Below are 24,473 nucleotides of genomic sequence, written 5' to 3'. Positions count from 1 at the left end.
GACTTTTTACTGCCCACTTCATCAATTTTCTAAAAATGGTGTTATATTCATTGCATTGTCATATATGAATAAATACAGCCTACTACTTTTCCTGGTTGCGACCCCGGCTATACTGCAGGCCCAGCTCAAGGACAAGGCCGATACTACGGCCACAATATCTGCGCCCAGAGGATTCTTCGATAATATCATGTATTACCTGAGGCATACCAACGTAGAAAAAAAGAAGAAAAAGGTAGACCTCAGCTTTATCGGCGGCCCGGTGTATACACCGGAAACCAGTTTTGGCATCGCAGTAATGATGGCGGCACAATACAAAACAGATAAAAAAGATTCCCTGCTCCCCGTTTCCAATGCAGCTATTTACGCATCCGCTGCACTGACAGGGTTCTACGGAATTGGGATCAGCAATACCACCATTTTCCCGCACGATCGTTTCCGGCTTGCCCTGAAAGCATCCTTCAGCTCCCGCCCCAATAAGTACTGGGGCATTGGATATGAAGCAGGTAACAACAAAGATAATTACACCGAATTTGTACAACTCACCGAAAAAATGCTGGCCGATTTTGCCGTCAATTTAAACGGCAAATTGTTTGTAGGACTTTGTGCACAGATTCATAATGTACAATCCAGAAAAATAGATACAGCCGGCGGTAAACCACTGATGCAGCCCGAAAAAATACTGGGCATAGGCGCTGGTCCCTTCATTGTGTATGACACCCGCGACTTTATCCCCAATGCCTACAAAGGCATATATGTACGCCTGGGCTATCGCGTCTTTCCTTCTTTTTTTGGAAATAATGCGGTTTTTTCCCAATATGATGTGCAATTCGACTGGTACAAAAAATTATGGAAAGGTGCTGTGCTGGCTACTGATCTGTATGGGGAAGAACGCGCCGGCGAAGTCCCCTGGAGTTTAATGGCGGAAGCCGGTGGCTCCAATCGTTTGAGGGGGTATTATGAAGGCCGCTTCCGTGACAAAAGCTACCTTGCCGGACAAATAGAACTGCGCCAAAAGATCTACAACCGCAGTGGTATGGTAGCCTGGGTAGGTGGCGGCAACGTATTTCACGAATTCAAGGAACTGGCACTCGATCAATCCCTGATCAGCTACGGTATTGGCTACCGCTGGGAATTCAAAAAACGCGTCAATATCCGCCTGGATTATGGAAGAGGAAAGGATCAATCAGGGTTCTATTTCGGTATTAACGAAGTATTTTAAACATTACTTCTCCCCTCCTTTATTTCCTTCCATCTGCTTAATAATATTATTTACCTCCGCTTCGGTGGCACGTAATTTCTGCTGACAGAATTCTATGAGAATAGCTGCCCGCTTTACCTTTTCTGCCAGCAGGTCTACCGAAACGGCTTCATTTTCTATTTCCTCCGCTATTTCCTGCAATTCATTATAGGCAGTTTCATATGTCAGTTCCTGGCTCATGTGTAATATTTTTTGCTGTAATAGTAGCCTCCAGCGATGCATCGTGCAATACCACGCTGATATGGCTGCCCGGCTGAAGAGAAGTGGCATTACTGATGATCTGACCATCCTGGTAAACCATGGCAAATCCACGTTTCAGGATATTGGCTGGACTCATCAGTTTAAATAAAGCTTCGTAATGACTAACCTGTCCACGTTTACTTTGTATGTACATCCGGCTGAAAGAACGAAAGTTAGCCACCATATTGTCCAGGTCATTGAGACGGTTGGATACCATGATCCTTGGCCGCTGCAGCACTGCATTAGACACACCTATCAGCTCCCGGTGGCGGTGCAGCAGTATAGCGGACGAATGCTGCAGCACTACATTTTTGCAGCCATGCAGGTCCTCTTTATGATTCGCCAGCAAGGTTCTGCTTTGATTAATGATCGTGCTGTTCAGGGATGACAACGCCTGGAAATGAGTGGAAAACAGTTGCTGGGAGCGGATCAGAATGTTCTGTTGCATAGATATCACCGCTTCTTCAAAATTCCTGTTATGCGCAATAATCAGCTCTGCGGCCTTGGTAGGCGTTTTGGTAGCCGTATGCGCCATCATATCTGTGATGGTTTCATTCTTCTGGTGGCCAATACCGGTAATCACCGGAATGGGAAATTTAGCCACTGCCCTGCCCAATATGAAAGTATCGAAAATAAGGAAATCTGTTTGCGCACCACCACCACGTATAATTACCACCGCGTCATATGGCACCTGGCTGCTATAAATATCTATCAGCCGTTGTTGTACCAGTTCCGCCTTTGTTTCGCCCTGCACAACGGTGAAGTAGTTGTCAATTTTAAAAGTATAACCGAAATGGTTATGCTCCAGGGTATGCCTGAAATCCTGGTAGCCGGCAGAATTACCGGAAGTAATCACTGCCAGTCGTTGGATGACAGACCGGAGCGCCAACTGGTTATTACGCGTAATATAGCGGTCCCCCACTCTACGGACAAAGTCCGCACATTCTGTGGTAAGTCGTAGCAGGGTTTGTTGTTTCTGTTGTTCCAGCAATCCCACCGTGAAACTGGTGTCTATGTCCAGCAAGGCGATCTGCAATCCGTGTACCTGGTGATAACTCACCGATACCCGGATCAATACGTGGATATCATTTTTAAACTGCTGTCCTGTTACAATCTCAAACTCCTTTATCCTCACTGCGCCATTGCCCCAGGCTACCGCAGATACTTTGGCCACGATGCCTCCCGCATTTTCATCTTTCTCTACCAGGTCAAAATAATGATAGCCTTTTTGCTGGTAGAAGGAATGATTGGTGACGTCAGCTACCACCCAGTAAGTTTGCTCAGCAAACACGCTGTGAAGCGCCTGCTGAATTTTGCTGGTGAGTGCGGAGAGCTTTATAGATGGAGATTCGTTCATTACTACCGGTAAAGATAAGTAAAACGTTTATTTCCTATGCGGAACGGAATATCCCGGGAATCTAAAAAATGTATATATTGCTGCCAGTTGAACAATAAAAAAGATCGCCGAACAACCAAATCCATAACAAACACTTAATAAAAGACTTATTCCGTTTTATATATTTTTGCGCCATGAGAGAAAATGAGCAGATAAAATCGCTTTTTCAAAGGGTCTGCTATGATGATAGTATTCAGGCGTACAATGAACTATACATCGCGTTATGCACCCGGCTTATCCATTTTTCTGCATCCATTGTTTCCTCATTTCATCTGGCAGAAGAAATTGTGTCTGATGTATTTCTTTCGTTATGGCAAAAACGCAATGATTTACTGCATGTACATAATCCGGTAGTATACCTGTATGTAAGCACCAAAAATCTTTCTCTCAATACCCTTCAGCAACAGAAAAGACATCAGCATCATTCGCTGGATGACTTAAACACCGATATGCTGTCTATCGCGCCGGAAGCAGAAAATGGGATGGTATCTGCCGAAGTATCACAAAAAATAGAAAGAGCGATTCGTAGTCTGCCGACCCGCTGCCAGCTGATATTCCGTTTAATCAAACAAGACCGTCTCAGCTACCGCGAAGTAGCGGAACTACTGAATATTTCCACTAAAACGGTAGATGCCCAATTGACGATCGCCGTTAAAAAAATATCCCAGGCCATCCGTTTTGACCTTTCGGATGAAACCGCCCAAACTTATCTCCGGCTGGATTCATAACTTTTTTTAATTTTCTTTAGGGAACTTTCATGTGTTTATTTGTCCTTCTTATAGTAGCAAGGACAAATGTTACTATTCACCAAAAAAATGAGGTCCTCATTTGTCCTTAACTGAAACTATGGATCAGGAAAGATTGTACGCGTTACTGGCCCGCGAATTGGCCGGCATACTTACGGAAGACGAAGCAGCTACCCTGCAGCAGTTGCTGCAGCAGTATCCCGATGCCAGTTATATCCGGGAAGTATTTGCACAGAACTGGACACCCGCCGGCAAGCAATACAGCGGGCAACAGGTGCAGCAGATGCTGGAAAAGCATCATTTGCGCATGCAGTCATTGCCTGCCTCCACCCCTGTGGAAGTACCTGTACAACGCTCCATGTGGAAGCTCTACAGCGGCATTGCCGCCGGCATACTCGTGATGCTGGCTATGGGTGGGTACTGGTGGTATACTTCTTCCAAAACAAAAATACCTGCACCGCTGGCACAAATGGTAACAGAAAAACGGATGCGCTCACAGGTTTTATTGCCTGATGGCTCCCGGGTATGGCTGAATGCAGGCAGTAAACTGGACTATCCAAAACAATTTGCCGCACATGCACCAAGAGAAGTGACCCTGGAAGGAGAAGCCTTTTTTGTTGTCACCGCAGATGCAGAAAGACCTTTCCGGGTACATACCAAAACCTTTCATATCCGGGTATTGGGTACCTCTTTTAATGTCAGGGCGTATCCACAGGAAGATAGTGCCGTTACCTCCCTGGTGCAGGGGGCAGTGGAAGTAGTACTGGAAAATGCCGATAACCAGGTAGTGTCACTCAAACCAAATGAAAAACTCACTGTGCCGGTGCAGATAGCCGCTCCTTCGGTAAATAATACCGTGGCTGCACCCACACCGATAGTCATATATAAGAGTAAACTCAGTCCCGTACATGACAGTATTCTTACGGAAACGGCCTGGGTTCAAAATAAACTCGCTTTTAAACACCTGCAATTGGAAAAAGTAGCCGCTATGCTGGAAGAATGGTATGGCGTTGAAATTGATTTTAAAGACAATAGTAAAAAACAACTTTATTTCAGCGGCGTATTTGAAACAGAAAGCCTGGAACAGGTATTGAATGCGCTGGAGACCACCTTATCGTTCACTTGGCATAAAGATGCTGCCGGTAAAATATGGATTCAGTAAAAGGTATGTTCACGAAATTATTGCTGACACACAAAAAAACACAGTAAACAAACAGTAAACGAATCGTCTTAACACGTATGCTTTAACCGAAAAAAAAACGGGAAATGTTCGCACCATTCCCCGTGTAAATATCGGTTAACAGCATTGTATTGGGTAAACTTTCCATCAACAATTAATTAACCAACAAAACAAATGTATGAAAAAAAGTACAGTGGACAATTGGCTTCCGCCTAAGCGGAAGTTGTATAAACTGTTGATTTTTATGAAGCTTTCTATGCTGCTGATCACCGTTGCCTGTTTACACGTAAGTGCAAAGGTGCATTCTCAATCCACCATCACCGTGAAGCTCAACCAGGTACAGCTGGAAAAAGCGCTCACATTACTGGAAAAAAACAGCCATTACAGGTTTGTTTACAATGATGACAACCTCCCGTCGAATCACAAAATATCGTTGGATGTGAAAGACTGGAGCATAGATATGGTATTGGATAAAATACTGGACAATACATCGTTGCATTTCAGGAAAATGTCCGACAACCTGATCGTAATTGCGCCCGCAGCTGTGGTCAGCAAGGATAATGTGGTAAAAGGGCATGTGGTGAACCCAACCGGGGAAGTATTACCAGGTGTAAGCGTCCGCTTAAAGAACACCAGCATTGGAACTGTTACTAACGATAAAGGTGACTTTGAATTAAAAGTGCCTGAAAATGCCATCCTCGTGGTGACCTACGTGGGCTTTGACCAGCAGGAAGTATCACTCAACGGCCGGGAAACCATCACCATTACCATGGAGCCATCCAGGAATTCTATGGAAGAAGTGATTGTGGTTGGTTATGGTACCCAGAAGAAAATAAATGTGACCGGTGCAATAGACCAGATTTCCGGAAAGCAGCTGGCTGCCAGACCTATTGCCAACGTTGTACAGGGCTTGCAGGGCTTGAGTCCGGGGCTTAATATCAGTTACTCCGGTGGTAAACCAGGACAGGTACCTAAAATCAATATCCGTGGTTTTGCGACCATTGCCAGTAGTGACGGGATGGTGGCACCTCTCATCATTATCGATGGTATTACAGCTGCTACAGAAGATATGATGCGCCTTAATCCTTCTGATGTAGCCTCCATTTCGGTTTTACGTGATGCTGCTTCCGCCGCCATCTATGGCGCCAGGGCATCTTTCGGGGTGATCCTGATCACCACTAAACAGGGTACTCCCGGTGGTAAACAATCTGTGAGCTATAACAATTATTTTGCGATGTCGCGTCGTACAGTAATGCCGGACGCCGTAACAGATCCTTACATCTACTCCCGCGTACTCGAAACAGCTACCAATAACACCCCCTGGGATTATGTAAACTATTCTGATGAGTACTACAAATGGGCTAAAGAAAGATCCAATGATCCTTCTCTCCCCGATACCCGTATTGACCCCAGCGACCCTACCAAATGGGCGTATATGGGTAGCAATAACTGGAATAATTACTTCTTCAGTAAAAATAATTTTTCGCAAAATCATAGTATTTCCCTGAGTGGTAGCGCGGAAACCGCTAAAAAAGCCCCAATATCTTATCTTATTTCAGCTGATTATACAAAGGAAAATGGCCTGAATAAGCTGGCCAAGGATGACTGGGGACGTTATGGGATGCGCGCCAAACTCAATGTGAGGCCAATCAAATGGCTGCAGATCGATAATAACCTGAACATTTACCAGACCAGGGCAGATGCACCAGCCTATAATATTACAGATGTTTATTACCTGCAGCCCACACAGGTCGCGGTAAATCCGGATGGCACCTGGGCTAATACCGGCGCCGGCAGACTAGCAGCACAGCTGGTAGATGGCGGACGCAACGTACAGACCCGTTTTGGATTCCAGGATGTAATCCGTGGTGTCGCGTCCTTCTTCAACAACGATTTACAGATTACGGGAGATGCAAGCTTTAAAAGAGAACTATTAAAATCCCATCTGGATCAAAAACAGTACAATATTGGTTATGGCCCCAAAGACATTCGTATGGAGGGTTCCGGCAACGGCATTACCGAAAGCAATGCTTCCGTTAATCATGACGTATTTGATCTGTTTGCAAACTATCACAAAACCATCGCCAAAAATCATAGCGTCACTTTGCTCGCCGGATACAACCAGGAAAGCTATGAATTGCAGCAGATAGATGCCAGCAAACAGAAGATCATTTCCAGTTCACTGCCGTATCTATCCCTGACCAGCGGCGACCCCAGCGTGGGCACCACGTATAATTCGTATGCCATCCGGAGTTTTTTTGGAAGAATTAACTATACTTTCAAAGAGCGCTATATCATAGAGGCCAATGGCCGGTATGATGGCTCTTCCCGATTCCCGGCTGTGAAACGCCAGGGCTTATTCCCTTCTGTATCGGCAGCCTGGATCGCCAGCGAGGAAAGCTTTATGCGGAGTTTGTCTCCCGTGTTATCCACCCTCAAATTCAGAGGTTCTTATGGTAACCTCGGCAATCAAAATGTTAATCCTTTTGACTTTATACAAACGTTGCCTATCGCCAAATCCGGTTACCTGATTGACGGCAATATCAATCAAACCGTTATCAGTGGCTCTCCGGCGCTCGCGGTAGATCCTAACAATTACACATGGGAAAAGATAACTACCAGCAACGTTGGTGTGGATATGGGCTTTATGCAAAGTAAGTTCCAGGCTTCGTTTGATTATTTTGTCCGTAATACCAAAGGCATGCTCACCCCGGTAACGGAGCTGCCCGGCGTATTGGGAACCAAGGCTCCGAAACAAAACGCGGCAGATCTGTCGACCCGCGGATGGGAACTCACACTCGGCTATCGCAACGACTTCAATGTAGGTTCGCAGCCATTAAACATTGGATTGAAGTTTACGTTGTCTGATGACAAAACAAAGATCACACATTACCAAAACGACCAGAAACTCTTCAGTAGCAAATATTGGGACGGACAAAACATTGGCGACATTTGGGGCTTGACCAATGATGGTTATTTCCAGAACAAAGATGACATCAAAAAGCTGGACGAATCCGCCATTATTCCGTGGGGATCACTGGATATCGTAGCGGGATGGCCCAAATACAAGGACCTGGATGGTAATGGCAAAATAGAACAAGGCGCTTCGGCAAAAGATCCCAAAGACATGAAGGTGATTGGTAACACCAGTCCCCGCTACCGTTTTGGATTTAATCTCGATATGAACTGGAATGGCTTTGACCTCTCTGTATTCCTGCAGGGAATTGCGAAGATGGATTACTATCCTCACCACTACCTGTTCTGGGGGCCTTATCAACAACCATATGCCAACGTTTACCCCTGGAACCTGGACTTCTACCGTGCCACAGCCGATAACGAAGCCACCCGTGCACAACACAGTGATTCTTATATCAAAGCAGGACTGGCAGATGCCAATACCAATTCGTATTACCCGGTATTACAATCCTGGCTGGCAGACGCCAACAACGGGAAAGGTCTGGATATCCCGCAAACAAAGTATTTGCTGAGTGCGGCTTACCTGCGTATCAAAAATGTAACAATAGGCTATACCCTACCGGCATCTCTTACCAAACGTTATCATATTAATCGTTTACGCGTATACGTTACAGGAGAGAATATATTTGAATTCTCCCCTATCAAAAAATATGTGGATCCGGAATCTATTGTAGACGGCTACGGATGGGCCTACCCTTACCAACGCAAATATGCAGTAGGATTAAATCTTGACCTGTAACACCGGACTTTTTAAACATTGCAACATGAAAAAAATTACAAACTATATTATTACCGGGATACTGCTTATCAGCACGTCCTGTAAAAAGGACTTCCTCGACCGCTATCCACAGAATAGCATTTCACCGGATTTATTCTTTAAATCCGAGAGCGACCTCGCCTTATATGTAAACGGTTTACTTAGTCTGCCTGGTACAGACGAATACCTGGGTGATCAAAGCAGCGATAATCTGGCCACTACCGGCAACGTTGAAATCAAAAGTATGATGACTGGCAATCCCAGTTCGCAAACTATTTCAGGCGGCTGGGATTGGGGGCGTTTACGAAACATCAATTATTTCCTGGACAATTACGGCAAAGCCGATGTGGTACAGGAGGTAAAGGATCATTATGCAGGCTTGGCCAGGTATTACCGGGCAGCTTTCTATTATGGTATGGTAAGTCGTTTCTCTGACGTACCCTGGTATGGGAATACCCTTACTCCAGGCGACTCCAGCCTCTTCAAGCCCTGCGATCCCCGCGCCCTCGTGGTAGACAATATCATGGCGGATCTTGTATTTGCCACCCAGCATATCAGGGAAAAAGTACCAAGCGGTACACCAAACCTGTGGGCTGCCAAAATGCTATATGCCCGGATTGCCCTCTATGAAGGCACCTTCCGTAAATATCATCCGGAGCTAAACCTGCAGAATACCGCAACACGCTTCCTGGATAGTGCTAAAGCACAATCACTTGCCATTATGAACTCCGGCAAATTCAGCGTTTATGCGGGTACCCAGGCCGATCCAAACCAGGATTACAGCGCCCTTTTCTCCAGCCAGGACCTGCTGAGAAATCAGGAAGTGATACTCGCCTGTCCATACGACTACAGCAAAGATCCCAGGAGCAATAGCAATATTAATGGTTACCTGTTTGGTGATTATGAGCAATCTCCAACAAGAGACCTGGTGCAAACCTACCTGATGAAAGATGGTACACGCTTTACCGATATTCCGGGTTACGACAAGTTCCTCTTCACTAAGGAATTTGAAAACAGGGATCCCCGTTTAAAGCAAACATTAGTGTTCCCCGGCTACAAAAGAGCGTCTGATGCAACACCTTACATCCAACGCTTAAATAAAAACTTTACCGGCTATCACCAGGTAAAAGGCTATGCCAACAGTACAGACAATGTGATCGCCGGCAGCATCGACTTCCCCGTATACCGTTATGCTGAAGCATTACTTACCTACGCCGAGGCAATGGCAGAAGAAGAAAAACTCTCGCAGGCGGATCTCGACAAAACCGTTAACCTCCTACGCAATCGTGTTGGCATGCCAATACTAAAGATGGCCGATGCAAACGCCAATCCTGACCCAATAGAAGCAGCCAGATTTAAGGATGTAACGGGTCCCATGAAAGGGGTTATCCTGGAAATACGCCGCGAAAGAAGAGTAGAATTTGCACTGGAAGGATACCGCTACGATGATCTTATGAGATGGCATGCCGGTAAAACATTGGAAAAAATACCAGAAGGCATGTATTTCCCCGGCCTCGGAAAGTATGACATGACCGGCGACGGCGTGGAAGACATTATCCTGATCGATAAGAGTAAAGATATACCTGTAGAAGGCGCCAAAGAGAAAAATTCCCTTGGCATTCCGCTGGTATATTACAAAGCCGGATCTTTTGGCGAAGATGTAACCGTATATTTAAAAAATGGTACCGCCGGCGGGTCTATTGTAACGGAAACACGGGCACGTGATTTTAAAGAACCTAAATACTACTATCGCCCGATACCGTATACACAGGTGGCACTGAATCCAAACCTGAAACAAATATTTGACTGGCAATAAATAATCTATAAATAGAAGAGACATTCTGAAACATACAGGGCTGATGGCAGCCGGCACCCTACTGGGGCCGGCCGCCTTAAAGGCCGCTACCAATAATAGCGGCAAACGTAAGCCGGTATTAACCATCGCGCATATAACGGACGTGCATATACGAGAAGATCTTGATGCGCCTGCACGATTCAAAAAATGCCTGGAGCATGTTAAAGGCAAACAGGTAGATTTCTTCCTCAACGGTGGCGATTCCATCTTTGACGCCTCTTATGATAATGTAAAAAGAGAAAGGGTCACACAGCTCTGGCAGATATGGGATGATTGCATCAGCAGCTTAAAAGCCTTCGAAATTTTCAGCTGCATCGGCAACCATGATATCTGGTGGAAAGCACCGTCCAAAGAGGACGCCATGTATGGAAAAGACTATGTGGTAAAACGTTTGAAAATACCTCATCGCTATTATAGCTTCACCCGTAAAGGCTGGCACTTTATTATCCTGGATGGCAACAACGATAAGGTATCCCTGGATGAAGAACAATATCAGTGGCTGGAAAAAGACCTGGAACAAGTTCCTGCAGGTACTCCTACCCTGGTGATGTCGCATTACCCGATATTAGGTGTTACGCCCATACTGGTAGGCGGCGGTCATGCCGATCATCAACGTCTGAAAACATTATTTTTCAGGCACCGCGACAAAGTCAAAGTATGTCTGAGTGGTCATAATCACCTCGCGGATAATGCTGTTTACAATGGCGTAAGGTATTGCTGCAATGGTGCTATGAGCGGATTTTGGTGGGGTAAGGGAGATAAGGAATCTGCAGGTGAAGGTTATTATCTTGAAACACCACCGGGTTATGCTATCCTGAAATTATATGCAGATGGCGAGGTCGAAAATGAATATATAGCACATACAGAATAATGGGATGTTAGCCCCAAAAACAATCAACAGCGCATAAATAATGCGCTGTTGTTGTATATATAGAAACCCCCTTGTGAATATCAGTATCTACGGAAACCTCGTCAGTTCATTTGCATCAAACACCCATTCCGGCGTGAGCAACTTACCCGAAAAACCAGCCGGGTACCACGGTGTAGCCGCACCCGGATTCTTCAACACATGGATATTCTGTGCAGGCATATAACTTTGTGCCAGCAGGAAAACCCGCTCTCCCATCGCATCCTCTGCCACATCCATCACTATTACTGCATGACCAGGTGCACCGCCCCTGATAAACACATCTCCGGGGAGTAATTTACGTGTATCCTTTACCGGTATTAACTCCTTACTGAGCGACATGGTACCGGCCCAGGAAAAAACCGTTTCCAGGTATTGTGCAAAACAAGCCTGCCCACTGGCAGGAGCAGCCTGCCTTACTTTCCGGAGGTGATTATCTTTAAGTATGAACCTATCCCCTTTCATCCAGTCGCTATAATCCATCTTCGTTCCATCGGTGGCGTTAAAACTGATTTTCCCGAATGATTTTTGGGCATATAAATACTCCGCGTATAAACGCATGACTGCATCGGCGCATTGCTGAAGGTCTTTGTTGCCCACAGAGATATCCAGCACAGCATATTGCGCCTGCTGATTGCCTTTTAACTGGCCATTGTAGAGATATACTTTGTTATCCTGCTTCAGCGACATCGTACGTAGCCAGGCGCCAAAAGTACCTGCTGATTGCGGCAGGCGCCTGTAGCCTGCAGGAAGAGGGATGTCGGCAACTGACTTCGTAGCTGCGTTGGCGTGGTTAGCTTCCGTTGTTTTGCTCATGCATTCATTCCCCTGCATCGGTTTATTGATAAAAATGGCAAACAGGAACAACCAAATGGGCGTTGACGAAGTCAGGGCGATTGTCATACAATGAATTTTATGGAAGATGCAGAAATAGATAAATTCCATAAAAATATTTTCTGGCTGCGATCATTCCCCGGTTACCGGATCACCGCTCTCAGTGCCGGTGCCAATATACGCTGTATGGTGGCCGTTTTCAACTCTTTTCCAATAAACACCAGGGTCGATGAGGGCTGCTCTTCCCCCCACTCCCCTGCCGGCAGTATATGCAGATACTTCCCCGTAGATTGCACCAGCATTCGCTCCCGGCTATCTTTCACCTGTATATATCCTTTAATACGATATAACTGGTCCGGGTATACGTTACAATGAAAATCAAGAACAAATACCAGCATATTCAAATCAAAAGCTTCCGGAGATTCAAACAATACGGTATTGACCTTATGCGGGGATTTCACCAACGGAACGGGTTCACGCGGGACCAGTGGCTTTTCCGGGAACTGCAGATCCTGCAGGGAAACAGTGCCATTGTGGGTGGTGGTGATGAAAGCCAGCGGGTTCATTTGCTCCAGCTGCTGCGATAAATAGATCAGTAGCGGTACTGCCAGGTCTTTTATTTTATTGATGATGATCACATCTGCACAGGAGATTTGTTTGCCGGTTTCCGGCACCTGTTGCAGGCGTTCAAATACATTCTCAGCGTCCACAATGCAGATGGTGCTGACCAGGGCATAATGCCGTTTCACATCAGGGGTATGAAACATGCCAATGATATTGCCCACATCGGCAATGCCGGTAGTTTCGATGAACACATGATCCGGGCGTTGTTCGTTTCGTAGTATGCCACCCAGTACATCCAGCAGGTCATTGTCGAGCGAGCAACAAATACAGCCGCTGGTGAGTTCATATAGCTGATCTATTTTTTCATCAATTAACCCGGCATCGATGTTCACTTTTCCAAACTCATTTTCTATGACAATATTCCGGTACCCCGTAAACTGCGACAGCAAACTATTCAAAATAGTAGTTTTGCCCGCCCCCAGGAACCCGGTTAAAATGTACACCTTAATCCGCTTATCTCCCTTCATATCTCTTTTTATAAAAATTAAAAAAATAAATGCCCAGCACAATCAGCGGGATACTCAGGAGCTGTCCCATATTCAATAAATGTCCTTTTTCAAATGCCACCTGGTTTTCCTTTACAAACTCAATGATAAAACGGGCAGTAAATACCAGTATCAGCAGGCAACCAAACAGGCGCCCGGGTTTGGTGATGGGGATCTCCTGTTTATACCCGTGCCACAGGGCGCCGAAGATGAGGGCATAACAAATCGCCTCATACAACTGGGCCGGATGACGTGGCAGTGCATCTACCCGTGTAAATACCACCGCCCAGGGAAGCCGGGAAGGTGTACCGATGATTTCGGAGTTGAAGAAGTTGCCGATGCGGATAAAACATCCTGCCAGTGGCACTACCAGGGCCAGACGATCCAGCAGCCAGATCAAAGGAACCCGGTACCGAAAGCTAAACAACAGCGCGGCCACCAGTATACCGATGGCCGCGCCATGGCTGGCCAGTCCCTGGTAACCGGTGAATTCGACATGACCACTCGTAAAGGTAAAAGGCAGGAATATCTCCCAAAGATGATATTTGTAATAAGCAAAATCATAAAAGAAACAATGTCCCAGGCGTGCACCTATCAACGTACCAGCCATTATATAAATCAGCAGCCGGTCTAATGTTTCCCGGGTACGGTGCTCCTGCCGGAATACATACCATAACACCATATAAGCCGCTACAAAGGCCAGCATAAAGCCTATGCTGTAATACCGCAAGGCAAAACCGCCAATGCGGAAAATTTCCGGTGATATACCCCATTCTATCAATAGCATAGTAATAAAGGCAGTGAAATGTGCCAGCGCAAATATACCTTAAAAAACAATATGCAACATAGTTGCATTTATAAATAACTGCCACCTCAAATCTCAACATGAAATTCTACCTTTGTCGGCATGTCACTATTTATTACATCATTGAATTCGGGAAGTAACGGCAACTGTTATTACATTGGTAATGACAGCGAAGCGGTACTGGTGGATGCAGGCATCTCCTGCAGGGAAACGGAAAAGAGAATGGCCCGTCTGGGGCTGACAATGACAAAAGTAAAAGCGATATTTATTTCACATGAACATATAGATCATATCCGCGGTGTAACGGTATTGGCAAAAAAATACCGGCTCCCGGTATATATCACCAAAAGCACTCTTACGCACGGGGGACTCACCCTGGATGAACAACTGGTAATGTCATTCAACCCCTACGAACCGGTGCAGATAGGTTCCCTGGCAGTAACTGCTTTTCCCAAACATCATGACGCCTCCGAACCACATAGCTTCATAGTGGCAGGCAACGCGGTTACCATCGGAATATTTACCGACATCGGAGCTCCCTGCGAACATGTGATCCGTCATTTCCAGCAATGCCATGCGGCCTTCCTGGAAGCCAACTACGATACCGAAATGCTGGACAAAGGCAGATACCCTTACTATCTTAAAAAGCGCATCAGCGGTGGCAAAGGACACTTATCCAATGCACAGGCGCTGGAAATATTTAATAATTACCGCCCAACTTTTATGAGCCATTTGTTGTTGTCCCACCTTTCAAGGGATAATAATAGTCCAGAACTGGTACAGGATCTTTTCAACCAGCATGCAAATGGAACAGAAATCGTAGTAGCTTCCCGCTACCAGGAAACGGCGGTGTACCGGATTGTTCCTACAGGCTCTGGGGACATCCCTGTAATAAAGCCGCTATCAGTACCCACAGCGGAAGTGCTACCAGGAAGATTATTTTAATGGCAGACCTCTTTTTACCAAAGAACAATCCTCCCAGCAGAAATAAATAGAAAAGCAATACCGGCACTACTACCGGGCTTAACATAAACGCAGCAAATAATAAGTTATCCAGTTGCTCTCCGGGGTGAATCGGGTTATAAGTACGCTTCCAGAAAGTCGGACGAAGGTGATGTTCTGCCACATAGTGATTAAACGCTTCTACACTATGGAAGGTAATTGCGGTACAGGTAGTTTCATTTGCAATCACATATACCCCGCTATCCTGTTCTCCAATAATATAATTCCGGTAAAAATACCAATCATGAAAATAAATACTGTCTGATGGCGTATCCGGGCATTTTGTCCACCGCAGCTCCGCACGATAGGCACTTGTACCGTCATACTCCATCTTGTTCCCTCCTGGCGTAGGTTTCAGCCAGGACGAAAGTCCTCCTGCATAAGCAGACTGTAACACGAAACAGCCCATTAACAACAATAGCAAACGCATACTTTACTTCGATTTCATGACAAAGGCTGAAAATAGGTAAATCTGTTGGCATGTTTTATGGCTCCTACCTGATACACTAAAAAAACTTAACCATGGAAACTATAACAACAGCTGCTACCAATGAGGTACTGAATGACCTGATAGCCATTAATAATGACCGTATTGAAGGCTATGAAAAAGCTTTGAAAGAAGCTAAACCGGAAGATGCTGATCTGAAAGCGCTTTTCACAGATATGATCGCTGAAAGTCACCAGCTCCGCAATGCACTGGGTAGTGAAGTACAGGCTACCGGCGGTACTATGGAAAACAGTACTACCACCAGCGGTAAAGTATACCGTGCCTGGATGGACGTCAAAGCGATCTTTACAGGCCATGACCGTCACACCGTACTGTCTAACTGCGAAGCAGGCGAAGATGCCGCGCAACGGGCTTATAAAGACGCACTGGATCACGAAAATCTGCCGGCCTATATCCGGGAGCTATTAGCCCAGCAAAAAGATGAACTGAAACGTTCACATGATAAGGTAAAAGCATTAAGAGATCAGGCGAAGAAATAGCTGGTTTAGCTTTTAGCCATTAGCTTTTAGCTTTTAGAAAAAATGCAGCGGAGAACATAGTATATATGTTTATCTCCGCTGCATTTTTTCTAAAAGCTAAAAGCTAATGGCTAAAAGCTAAAAAAAGCTATCTTGCGATCAAACAAATGCCTGCATGAAATACGAATTACCAGCTGTGTACCATCGTCTCATGAAAAAATATCCGGTTGTTACTGAGGCAGAATGGCAGCTACTGGATTCTATTGCCACCGTAAAGCACATCAAAAAAGGAGATTCATTTCTGCGCTATGGAAAAGTAGCCCGTTATTCAGCTTTTGTTATATCAGGGATGTTTAAATTTTCGATCCTGGATGAAGAAGGAAATGAGAAAATCGTAAAATTCAGTTTCATCGACGACTTTCTGGCCAACTGTGAAAGCTACAATAAGAAAGCTCCTTCCGCTGTAAGCATCATTGCCGTGGAAGACGCTGTGATATTGAGAATAAATATCAAAAAGCTGCAGCCCCTCTATGATCTGCATATGAATCTGTTGCATGTAAACCTGCAACTATACCAGGAATTATTGGAACAACAATCTGAACACCAATATATTCTCTCTTTAAAAAGCCCGCTGCAACGCTATAAGTTCCTGTTGGAACGCCGCCCTTTTATCATACAAAAAATATCACTGACCAATATTGCCCGCTACCTCTATACCAGCCGCGAAGCCTTGAGCAGAGCGCGTTTATACCTGCTGGACCAGACCCGCAACTTTTGTGACTGAGATCACGATCTTACGCTGAGTTGTGCAATAGCTTTGTATCAAAAACACTATGAAACAAAGCATGATTTTATTGCATGGGCTTTTTGGCGGATTAAGTAACTGGGAGGGCGTTGTTACACACTTCCAATCACGCTTCGATATTCACATTCCACCACTGCCTATTTATGATCAGCATGGAGAAGATAACCTGGATTACCTGGTTAAGTTCCTGGCTGGTTATATCCAATCTGCTCAACTGGAAAACGTAATCCTGGTGGGTAATTCACTGGGAGGCCATGTAGCCATCCTATACACACACCGGTATCCGGAAAAAGTAGCCCGACTAATTCTTACCGGCAGTTCCGGGCTCTATGAAAATACCAGTATGGGTAGTTATCCTAAGCGAAGTAATTACGCTTATATAAAAGAGCGCGTAGCCTATACCTTCTATGATCCGGCTACTGCTACGGATGCACTGGTAGCCGAAGTATTTGCCACCACCACCAATGCCCGCAAATGTTTTCACATTATAAAAATGGCCAAGTCGGCCCAGCGTAATTATGTAGCGGCTATTCTGCCGGATATCCCTACATCTGTTTTACTGATATGGGGAGAAGAAGATAAAATTACTCCGCCGGACGTGGCCCTGGAATTCAAGCGCTATCTGCCAAACGCCACTCTTGTCGTTCTTTCCAAATGCGGGCATGCTCCTATGATGGAACTACCGACGGAGTTTAATGCTGTATTGGAATCTTTCTTAACTTCTACGCAGGATTAATTTCCGGTAGCCGATCCAGCCTAGCAAAAAGGCCAGCAGGAAAGGCCATATCTGCACAAAAAACAGGAGGATGTTGCGGAGTATTTCTGCACCATTTTTAACTGCTGACAGCAACTCAGTACCAAACCCTGCACGACTGATCTGTGCGGGGTTTAGCACGATCTGTACGTCTGTCACCTGCGGCTGATATAATTGTATCGTGAGTGTAGAATAGGCTACATCATCTAAAATCGCAAGGTTATTTATTCTGCGATCAATTACTGCATCATCTTTCTGATCCTGGTAGGCGACTGCATTTTGGGAGGCTTCTTCGTTAGCCGGCGACACCGTTGTATTTACATTTACAGTAGCGGATGGCGCACGTTTCGCAGCGATTTTCTCGCGTCTTTCAGCGGCTATTTCTTCTTTTGCCGTTTTCACTTCATGTTGCTCATTCTTCATGGCGTTGGCCAGGTATTTCAATGTCATGTCCTGGTCTTTGATAACACGATGTTCTATGAAACTGGCGATGGCCGTGAGTGATTGGTCTACAGAGTCCAGGCGTTCTACCGGTACTTTTAAAGTAAGATTAGCGGTGGGTGTATACAGCTGAATACTTTTAATAGAGTCTGTACTGTAAGGCAACTGGTATTGCTGCACCGACTCATTTTGCAAACTACTTTCTACTACTACGCCACCTAAACTGGTAACAAGGCGCTCCAGTTTAGAAGTGGCTTCAAACACACTGGGAACACGGCATCGCGCATCTGCCGACTTTACTCTTTTACGGGATGGGGAATTAATACTGGTGATGTCATTGGAAAAAGTGGTGGAATCAGCAGTAGCTGCGTAAGCTTTTTCTTCCGGAGACATATGGTGGGCACTACAGGCACACATGCCTAATACCGGGATCATTAGATAATAAAGTGAAGGGCGCATAACAGGAGAATTTAAACTTTATACGCCGAAGCAGGAAAAGGTAACCTTTTCGAATTGTTAAAATCAACAAGACCTTTATAACATGATAAATAGATGCTTTTTTATTTAGTACCTTTATTACTTATCTTTTTAGTCATGCCCGCACTTCCTCAGAAATATCAATCCAGGAAAGCAGAAATTACCGCTACATTTATTGAAGCTGTCAACAAGCATATTGATCAGATCATGGATGGCAGCATTGATCAGATGTATCATATTAAAGACTTTGCCAGTCAAATGTTCATTCACCCGGTGCATCTGAGTAATACCATTAAGCTGCATACCAATCATGCACCCTGTTATTTTTTTGAGAAGAGATTGATGGATGAAGCCCGGAAGATGTTGGAGCATTCAACGCTCACAATTACAGATATCGCCGACAAACTAACTTTCGACAATTCTAATTTCACGAAATTTTTCAAACGATTTGAAGGGATCACGCCCTCACAATACAGGCTGCAACATGCGAAGCCGGCATCAGAAGTAGCGTTGCAGATAGATAGGTTTTAAGAAGAAATAATTATTCAGTGGCTTGTTATCAAACAGATCTCCGTCATCGAAATAAAAACCGTTGGTAAATTCTGTTTTTGAATTGAGTTGTATTTTCCCGGAGGCATGTTCTACTATAAAATACACGGGAATAATCACATAATATTTCCCACTCTTACCCGTAAACTTATTCCAGCGTATATCCAGTTCCTGTAAACGGAAAAAGCGTGGTTTCAGATCGCCGGCCACATTAGTGGAACAATCCAGCTTCGTGATTTCGCCATGATCAATTTCGGCCTTTAAGGAAAAAGCAAGACTGGTACCTCCGGTTTTCATCGGGATGAGTGCCGTATCCATAAACCGGCTTAATAGCTGATACGTGTTGTTGAATGAGGCGGGCTGCTGAGCTTGAGCACTTACAGCGGATAACACAATGATAATGGGGAGGACAATGATATTGAAACAGCTAAATCTCATAGTACCTGTTTTCATATGACATGAAATAACGTTAACGCCTATCCTGTTTACTTATAGTTAAGTTACGATTTCTTATGGCTAAAAAGATCGCAGGCGGATAAAAAACCGCATTTAAAACGGATATAATTGAATGGCATTTCCTTTCATATGGCAGGTAAATATTATTTAACAGTGCGTTTTTTTTGTCTTACTCAAGATTATACTGATTTTGATGATTTCCAAGATTTTATTCCACTGGTTTTATACGATTAAAAAAGATTGGCGAAGACAAGTGCGGGTATACGCAGCTATCTTCGCCAATCTTTTTTAATCTCGCTATAACAATATCCTGAAAATCATCAAAATCAGTATAATCTTGAGTAAGACAAAAATCGTGTCTTTACACAGTTACCGGTTGCGGCACTGCCTTAATACGCTTGCGATGCAGGTAATGGGCCACACCTATTTCGATGCAGGGGATAGCAAAAATGAGCAGAAAGGTAATTAATACGCCTTTTTGCAACCCTTTGAGAAAATGATCTACCTGAATCAGGGCAATGTTCACGAACAGGCCTCCGTTTATGATAGAGGCGATTTCCTTTTGCATCAGCTCATTGCTCACCTCTTCATGAAGCCCCAATTTCTCCGTCAGGAGTTTGGTGATATATTTTCTGATCAGGAAGGCCACACCCGCTCCTTTGGTGGTACGAAGCATAAAAGCTGCCAGTTTACCTTGTACTCCATCCAGCGCCGCCCGTTGTTCCAGCGTTTTTCCATATACATTATATACCAGTACTCCAACCGTATCTATCAGCTGATTGGAAGTCATCCCGGTGATGGAAGAAGCATCTCCCTCCTTTGATGCGAACAGGGACTGTACAGCGCTGTTAGCCTGCTCATCGAAGACAGAAGGCACATGCTTCGCATATACGCCTGCATGCGTTTTAATATCTTTACGCACGCTGTTAAAGAAGCCCCACTTAAACCCAAAAAATCCTGCCAGCAGTGGCAACAGGATAAAATAAGTATAGGCAATGAACCGGAGTACTTTATGGGAACGGTCAATCAGGATGTGCTTACGCAGGAGAATAACCAATACCAGGGCAACAATAAAAGCTAGCAGTCCAGTGAGAATGGCCCCCCATATAAAGGTAGCGGGGTTCGTAAATTCTCCTATCAGGTTGAAATAATTAACAACGGATTTCATGGGCGGTAAAAATTTAGGCCGCAATATAATAGAAAATATCAGCGTTCTCCGTGAAATGCAGGGTTATTTATCCGCATCAGGTGGGCTGCTGACAACCATTCACGGCTGCGATACCTCCCATCGTCCCTGCTGTAACCAGCAAATTAATTTGGCGGAAATAAAAAAAGTTCTACTTTTACATACCAAATGGTCGGTTTTTTATGAATGATTCAAAAGAACTTATTCTCACTGCTTCTTTAAAACTCTTTTTACAGAAAAGCTTTAAAGAAGTGACGATGAAAGAGATAGTAACGGAAACGGGGTTGTCGAAAGGTGCATTCTATCACTATTTCAGCAGCAAGGAACAGGTGTTTGAAGAAGTCATTAACTATTTTTATGGAGATATAATGACCGTGAAATACGCTTCTTTTCCGAAAGACTCACTGCGCGATTTTTATAATGAATATATCGCGCATATTGAGCGGCAGATGAAGACGGCCAAATATATGATAGGAGCTGATTTTACGACGAATCACTATATGCTCATTTTCGATGCACTGAAAATCCTGCCAAATTTCAGAGCAGAACACCTGGAGCGGCAAAAAGAAGAACTACGGGCATGGACAGATATCGTAAAGACATCCAGAAAAAAAGGAGAAATCAAGTCTGCCATGACAGACATTCAAATTGCCAGACTGTTTATTTATACCGGTGATGGTATTGGGATTAACGCCATCGTATCTGATTCATTGCATAAAGCAGCAAAAGATATACAGCCTCTTTGGGATGGATTATTTAACGCCATAAAAGCATAATTACAAAAGATACCGCCATGTGCGGAAAGCACAGCGGTAACGGAAGATCGAAACAAACACCTCCTCTTCCCCTGCAACGGAATTGACAACGATTCCATTTTTTTACAGCTAAAAACATACCGACTGGTCGGAATTATTTCCGTACGGATATCCGTGTGCCAACATTTTCGTAACCCGGYAACAATGTATGTCCGAGCACCGAAGGTGATAATACCAGGTATAGTAACCACACTATCCAATACCGGCCAACAAGTCATCATCATTTTTTCATTTACAAAACAAACCGGTCGTTCGGTTTTATAATTAACGATCAAACTATTCACATGAAGAAGAAGCCATTAAGACTGCTGATCATTTCCCTGATAGCCGTGGTTGCAGCAGGTACAGGTATTTATTTCCTGATAAAATCAAGGTCCTTTACCTCCACAGACAATGCACAACTGGACGGTGACATTGTGACCATCCGTTCCGGTGTAGCCGCCTACATAGATGCCGTTCACTTTACCGATAATCAACCGGTAAAAAAGGGTGATACCCTGGTGCTGCTGAATACGATAGCCCTGCAAGCCAAAGTACAACAGGCGATAGCACTGCTGGAAAATGCAGAACAAAACCTCAGCGCCTCAGATCTGAAAGCGCTGGCCAGTAGCCAAAACGCTAACGCCTCCCTGCAAAATGCAGCCTCCGACAAACAAACCATTGCCGCCGCTGCCGCCAATCTTGAAAAAGCAAACAGAGACCTGGACAGATCCCTCCAATTGCTTAACATCAAAGCCACCACACAGGAACAACATGAAGCAGCTAAAACCAATCTCCTGCTGGCAAAAGCAGACTATGAAAAAGCGGTAAACAGGGAACAAAGCACCATGACCACCTCTATTGGTTTGCAAACCCAGGCCAAAGCAGAACATCAGCAAATATCCGCTACCCAGGCACTGGTGAAGCAACGACAGGCGGAACTGAAACTGGCGCAGGAAGAACTTAGCCACGCCTATGTAACCGCTCCTTTTGATGGTTTTGTAACGAAACGCGCTATCAAAGAAGGACAATACATCAGCATCGGACAAACACTCTGCGCGATGATAGATAACCAGCATCTATGGGTGACGGCCAATTTCAAGGAAACGGAACTGCATAAAATTAAAACCGGTCAGCCGGTAGAAATAACGCTGGATGCCTATCCGGATGCTCCGCTCCGTGGCCATGTCGCCTCTTTCAGCGGCGCCACCGGCGCTAAATTCTCGCTGCTGCCTGCGGATAATGCTACGGGCAACTTCATTAAGATCACCCAGCGTTTCCCCATCCGCATCGCCATTGATCACTTTACACAGGATAAAGGCAATTCCCTTTTTCCCGGCTTGAGTGCCTTCGTGAAGATTAATATCCAATAACATGACTACCACTACTGCACTACCTCCTATCACTTATCCTACCGGCTCCGCCAGATGGATATTGCTGATCACCGCAATTTCCTGTGCCGTACTCGAACTGATTGATACCACAGTGGTCAATGTATCCCTGCGCGAAATCAGTGGTAATATCGGTGCCACCACTACCGAAATAGCCTGGGTCATTACGGCCTATAGTATTGCCAACGTTATCGTGATACCGCTCTCCGGTATGTTATCTAATTTGTTTGGCAGAAAATTATACTTCACCTCCTCCGTAGCCCTCTTTACCTTTTCTTCCTTTATGTGCGGCTGCTCCGGCAACCTTTGGATGCTGGTCTTCTGGCGCTTCATACAAGGCATTGGCGGCGGCGGTATATTATCTACCTCCCAAAGTATTATCATGGACGCCTTTCCACCGGAAGAAAGAACCACCGGCCTCGTGATCTTCGGGTTGGGCGTCATCCTGGGTCCCTCTTTTGGTCCCATCCTTGGCGGCTATATCACCGATAACTTTTCCTGGCACTGGATCTTTTTCCTCAATGTGCCTATTGGTATACTGGCTGCCAGTCTTTCCTGGAAATTTGTACAGGATCTTCCCGGCATTACCAAACCCAGAATAGATGTGTGGGGAATCCTCTTCCTGACCATCGGCATCGGCTCCCTTCAGTATATCCTGGAAGAAGGCACCACCGCCGACTGGTTTTCCAGTAACGAAATCACCTTCTTCTTCATCCTTTCCATAATTGGCCTGGTGGCCTTCGTAATCCGGGAATTACGCATCGACTACCCTGCCGTAAATCTTCGTTTGTACCGGAATTTCAACCTGGCCATGGGCAGTACCATGAACCTGATTGTAGGTATCATCATGACCGGCACCCTCTTTATTTTCCCCCTCTTTGTACAGGTATCACTGGGCTGGACGGCCACGCAAACCGGCGCCTTCATGATTCCGGGTATGCTGGTTACCATTATCGGGATGATCATTGCAAAGAAAACCATGGAAAAAGGTATAAACCCTAAAATCATTATCCTGACGGGATTGGCATGTACCTGCATCTACCTGGTCATGCTGTCATTCTCTTCGCCCGATTCGAATAGTGGCAATTTCTTCTGGCCATTTATGATACGCGGCGTGGGCGCCGTAATGATGGTGATGCCCGTAATGGGACTCGCCACGGCTGGTCTTAATGGCAAGGACCTGGCGCAGGCGGTTGGTTTATCCAATATGTTGAGACAGCTGGGAGGTGCACTGGGCGTAGCATTGCTGAACATCTATCTCAGTCATGAAAATGCATTTGTGCGTAACAATATGATCCCGGCCATCAATCCATACAATCCGATAAGCTCCGATTATGTCAATGGTCTTACCCAAAGTATGGCCAGCCAGGGATACGGACCCGATGAGTCGACACAACTGGCCTGGCAGCTTACGGATGCCACTTTAAGCAAACAACAGCTGCTGGTCAGTTACAATCATGGATTTATGGTGGTCGCATTGATTATGTTACTGGCCGTCCCACTTATCCTGATGATCCGGTATAAAAAAACAAATGTCCCCGTCGCGGTGACAGACGCACATTAACCTGGTGGATTCACACACCACTTAC

Annotated in this window: 23 protein-coding genes; 14 read left to right on the top strand and 9 right to left on the bottom strand. The window is 45.2% G+C overall.

From position 1 onward, the window contains the following. Positions 1 to 64: 64 nt before the first annotated feature. Complete coding sequence (locus AB4Z08_RS23000; protein ID WP_441576136.1) at positions 65 to 1,219, top strand: BamA/TamA family outer membrane protein; 1,155 nt, start codon at positions 65 to 67, stop codon at positions 1,217 to 1,219. Positions 1,220 to 1,222: 3 nt separating this feature from the next. On the opposite strand, the gene xseB is transcribed toward AB4Z08_RS23000, so the two are convergent. Both xseB and xseA read right to left on the bottom strand, forming a co-directional pair. Further along, positions 1,223 to 1,438 carry an exodeoxyribonuclease VII small subunit gene (xseB, locus tag AB4Z08_RS22995; protein ID WP_133810914.1) on the bottom strand — a complete coding sequence of 72 codons (216 nt, stop codon included), beginning with the start codon at positions 1,436 to 1,438 and terminating at the stop codon, positions 1,223 to 1,225. Then, positions 1,416 to 2,855, bottom strand: coding sequence for an exodeoxyribonuclease VII large subunit (xseA, locus tag AB4Z08_RS22990; RefSeq protein ID WP_441576135.1), 1,440 nt, complete (start codon positions 2,853 to 2,855; stop codon positions 1,416 to 1,418). Before xseA ends, xseB begins: the two co-directional genes overlap by 23 nt. A gap of 173 nt (positions 2,856 to 3,028) precedes the next feature. On the opposite strand from xseA, the gene AB4Z08_RS22985 reads away from it, so the two are divergent. The 5 genes from AB4Z08_RS22985 (at position 3,029) to AB4Z08_RS22965 (ending at position 11,279) form a co-directional block, all read left to right on the top strand. Then, positions 3,029 to 3,622 (top strand): RNA polymerase sigma-70 factor, encoded by a 594-nt coding sequence (locus AB4Z08_RS22985; protein WP_441576134.1) that lies wholly within the window; start codon positions 3,029 to 3,031, stop codon positions 3,620 to 3,622. 118 nt (positions 3,623 to 3,740) lie between these two features. Beyond that, the gene (locus AB4Z08_RS22980; protein ID WP_441576133.1) at positions 3,741 to 4,802 is read left to right on the top strand and encodes a FecR family protein; all 1,062 of its coding nucleotides are present in this window, start codon (positions 3,741 to 3,743) and stop codon (positions 4,800 to 4,802) included. Between the two features lie 262 nt (positions 4,803 to 5,064). Further along, positions 5,065 to 8,535 (top strand): SusC/RagA family TonB-linked outer membrane protein, encoded by a 3,471-nt coding sequence (locus AB4Z08_RS22975; RefSeq protein WP_441576132.1) that lies wholly within the window; start codon positions 5,065 to 5,067, stop codon positions 8,533 to 8,535. A 25-nt stretch (positions 8,536 to 8,560) separates the two neighbouring features. Next, positions 8,561 to 10,369, top strand: coding sequence for a RagB/SusD family nutrient uptake outer membrane protein (locus tag AB4Z08_RS22970; RefSeq protein ID WP_441576131.1), 1,809 nt, complete (start codon positions 8,561 to 8,563; stop codon positions 10,367 to 10,369). A 43-nt stretch (positions 10,370 to 10,412) separates the two neighbouring features. Next, positions 10,413 to 11,279 carry a metallophosphoesterase family protein gene (locus AB4Z08_RS22965; protein ID WP_441576130.1) on the top strand — a complete coding sequence of 289 codons (867 nt, stop codon included), beginning with the start codon at positions 10,413 to 10,415 and terminating at the stop codon, positions 11,277 to 11,279. 87 nt (positions 11,280 to 11,366) lie between these two features. On the opposite strand, the gene AB4Z08_RS22960 is transcribed toward AB4Z08_RS22965, so the two are convergent. The 3 genes from AB4Z08_RS22960 to lgt form a co-directional block, all read right to left on the bottom strand. Beyond that, positions 11,367 to 12,218, bottom strand: a complete 852-nt coding sequence (locus AB4Z08_RS22960; protein ID WP_441576129.1) for a DUF4846 domain-containing protein — start codon at positions 12,216 to 12,218, stop codon at positions 11,367 to 11,369. A 74-nt stretch (positions 12,219 to 12,292) separates the two neighbouring features. Then, positions 12,293 to 13,240, bottom strand: coding sequence for a CobW family GTP-binding protein (locus tag AB4Z08_RS22955; RefSeq protein ID WP_441576128.1), 948 nt, complete (start codon positions 13,238 to 13,240; stop codon positions 12,293 to 12,295). Next, positions 13,227 to 14,045, bottom strand: a complete 819-nt coding sequence (lgt, locus tag AB4Z08_RS22950) for a prolipoprotein diacylglyceryl transferase (protein ID WP_441576127.1) — start codon at positions 14,043 to 14,045, stop codon at positions 13,227 to 13,229. The genes AB4Z08_RS22955 and lgt overlap by 14 nt, the downstream gene beginning before the upstream one ends. Before the next feature lie 120 nt (positions 14,046 to 14,165). Here lgt and AB4Z08_RS22945 point away from each other — a divergent pair, with 120 nt between their 5' ends. After that, positions 14,166 to 15,008 carry an MBL fold metallo-hydrolase gene (locus AB4Z08_RS22945; protein ID WP_441576126.1) on the top strand — a complete coding sequence of 281 codons (843 nt, stop codon included), beginning with the start codon at positions 14,166 to 14,168 and terminating at the stop codon, positions 15,006 to 15,008. On the opposite strand, the gene AB4Z08_RS22940 is transcribed toward AB4Z08_RS22945, so the two are convergent. Beyond that, a complete protein-coding gene (locus AB4Z08_RS22940) occupies positions 14,929 to 15,495 on the bottom strand; it encodes a hypothetical protein (protein WP_441576125.1) in 567 nt (188 codons plus the stop codon). The two genes, AB4Z08_RS22945 and AB4Z08_RS22940, sit on opposite strands and share 80 nt — an antisense overlap. Positions 15,496 to 15,587: 92 nt before the next feature. On the opposite strand from AB4Z08_RS22940, the gene AB4Z08_RS22935 reads away from it, so the two are divergent. The 3 genes from AB4Z08_RS22935 (at position 15,588) to AB4Z08_RS22925 (ending at position 17,572) form a co-directional block, all read left to right on the top strand. Further along, positions 15,588 to 16,052, top strand: a complete 465-nt coding sequence (locus AB4Z08_RS22935; RefSeq protein ID WP_441576124.1) for a PA2169 family four-helix-bundle protein — start codon at positions 15,588 to 15,590, stop codon at positions 16,050 to 16,052. Positions 16,053 to 16,206: 154 nt separating this feature from the next. Then, positions 16,207 to 16,815, top strand: a complete 609-nt coding sequence (locus AB4Z08_RS22930; protein ID WP_441576123.1) for a Crp/Fnr family transcriptional regulator — start codon at positions 16,207 to 16,209, stop codon at positions 16,813 to 16,815. 49 nt (positions 16,816 to 16,864) lie between these two features. Further along, entirely contained in the window at positions 16,865 to 17,572 is a 708-nt protein-coding gene (locus AB4Z08_RS22925) for an alpha/beta fold hydrolase (protein WP_441576122.1), read from the top strand. Here AB4Z08_RS22925 and AB4Z08_RS22920 read toward each other — a convergent pair. After that, entirely contained in the window at positions 17,552 to 18,490 is a 939-nt protein-coding gene (locus tag AB4Z08_RS22920) for a DUF4349 domain-containing protein (RefSeq protein ID WP_441576121.1), read from the bottom strand. The genes AB4Z08_RS22925 and AB4Z08_RS22920 overlap by 21 nt on opposite strands. A 135-nt stretch (positions 18,491 to 18,625) precedes the next feature. On the opposite strand from AB4Z08_RS22920, the gene AB4Z08_RS22915 reads away from it, so the two are divergent. After that, positions 18,626 to 19,039: a helix-turn-helix domain-containing protein gene (locus AB4Z08_RS22915; protein ID WP_441576120.1), complete on the top strand. Its 414-nt coding sequence runs from the start codon at positions 18,626 to 18,628 to the stop codon at positions 19,037 to 19,039. Here AB4Z08_RS22915 and AB4Z08_RS22910 read toward each other — a convergent pair. Both AB4Z08_RS22910 and AB4Z08_RS22905 read right to left on the bottom strand, forming a co-directional pair. Next, positions 19,007 to 19,495, bottom strand: coding sequence for a hypothetical protein (locus AB4Z08_RS22910; protein ID WP_441576119.1), 489 nt, complete (start codon positions 19,493 to 19,495; stop codon positions 19,007 to 19,009). The two genes, AB4Z08_RS22915 and AB4Z08_RS22910, sit on opposite strands and share 33 nt — an antisense overlap. 379 nt (positions 19,496 to 19,874) lie before the next feature. After that, positions 19,875 to 20,681 carry a hypothetical protein gene (locus tag AB4Z08_RS22905; protein WP_441576118.1) on the bottom strand — a complete coding sequence of 269 codons (807 nt, stop codon included), beginning with the start codon at positions 20,679 to 20,681 and terminating at the stop codon, positions 19,875 to 19,877. 200 nt (positions 20,682 to 20,881) lie between these two features. Here AB4Z08_RS22905 and AB4Z08_RS22900 point away from each other — a divergent pair, with 200 nt between their 5' ends. The 3 genes from AB4Z08_RS22900 to AB4Z08_RS22890 all read left to right on the top strand — a co-directional run bounded on the left by AB4Z08_RS22900 (position 20,882) and on the right by AB4Z08_RS22890 (position 24,448). Next, the gene (locus tag AB4Z08_RS22900) at positions 20,882 to 21,475 is read left to right on the top strand and encodes a TetR/AcrR family transcriptional regulator (protein ID WP_441576117.1); all 594 of its coding nucleotides are present in this window, start codon (positions 20,882 to 20,884) and stop codon (positions 21,473 to 21,475) included. A 323-nt stretch (positions 21,476 to 21,798) separates the two neighbouring features. Beyond that, positions 21,799 to 22,866 (top strand): HlyD family secretion protein, encoded by a 1,068-nt coding sequence (locus AB4Z08_RS22895; RefSeq protein WP_441576116.1) that lies wholly within the window; start codon positions 21,799 to 21,801, stop codon positions 22,864 to 22,866. A 1-nt stretch (position 22,867) separates the two neighbouring features. Next, positions 22,868 to 24,448, top strand: coding sequence for a DHA2 family efflux MFS transporter permease subunit (locus tag AB4Z08_RS22890; RefSeq protein WP_441576115.1), 1,581 nt, complete (start codon positions 22,868 to 22,870; stop codon positions 24,446 to 24,448). The last annotated feature ends 25 nt before the right edge of the window (positions 24,449 to 24,473 follow it).

Source organism: Chitinophaga sp. RAB17 (assembly GCF_052114225.1).
Lineage (GTDB): Bacteria > Bacteroidota > Bacteroidia > Chitinophagales > Chitinophagaceae > Chitinophaga.
Note: the sequence above shows the minus strand (reverse complement) of the source record. Positions and strands in the feature narration are given on the sequence as shown.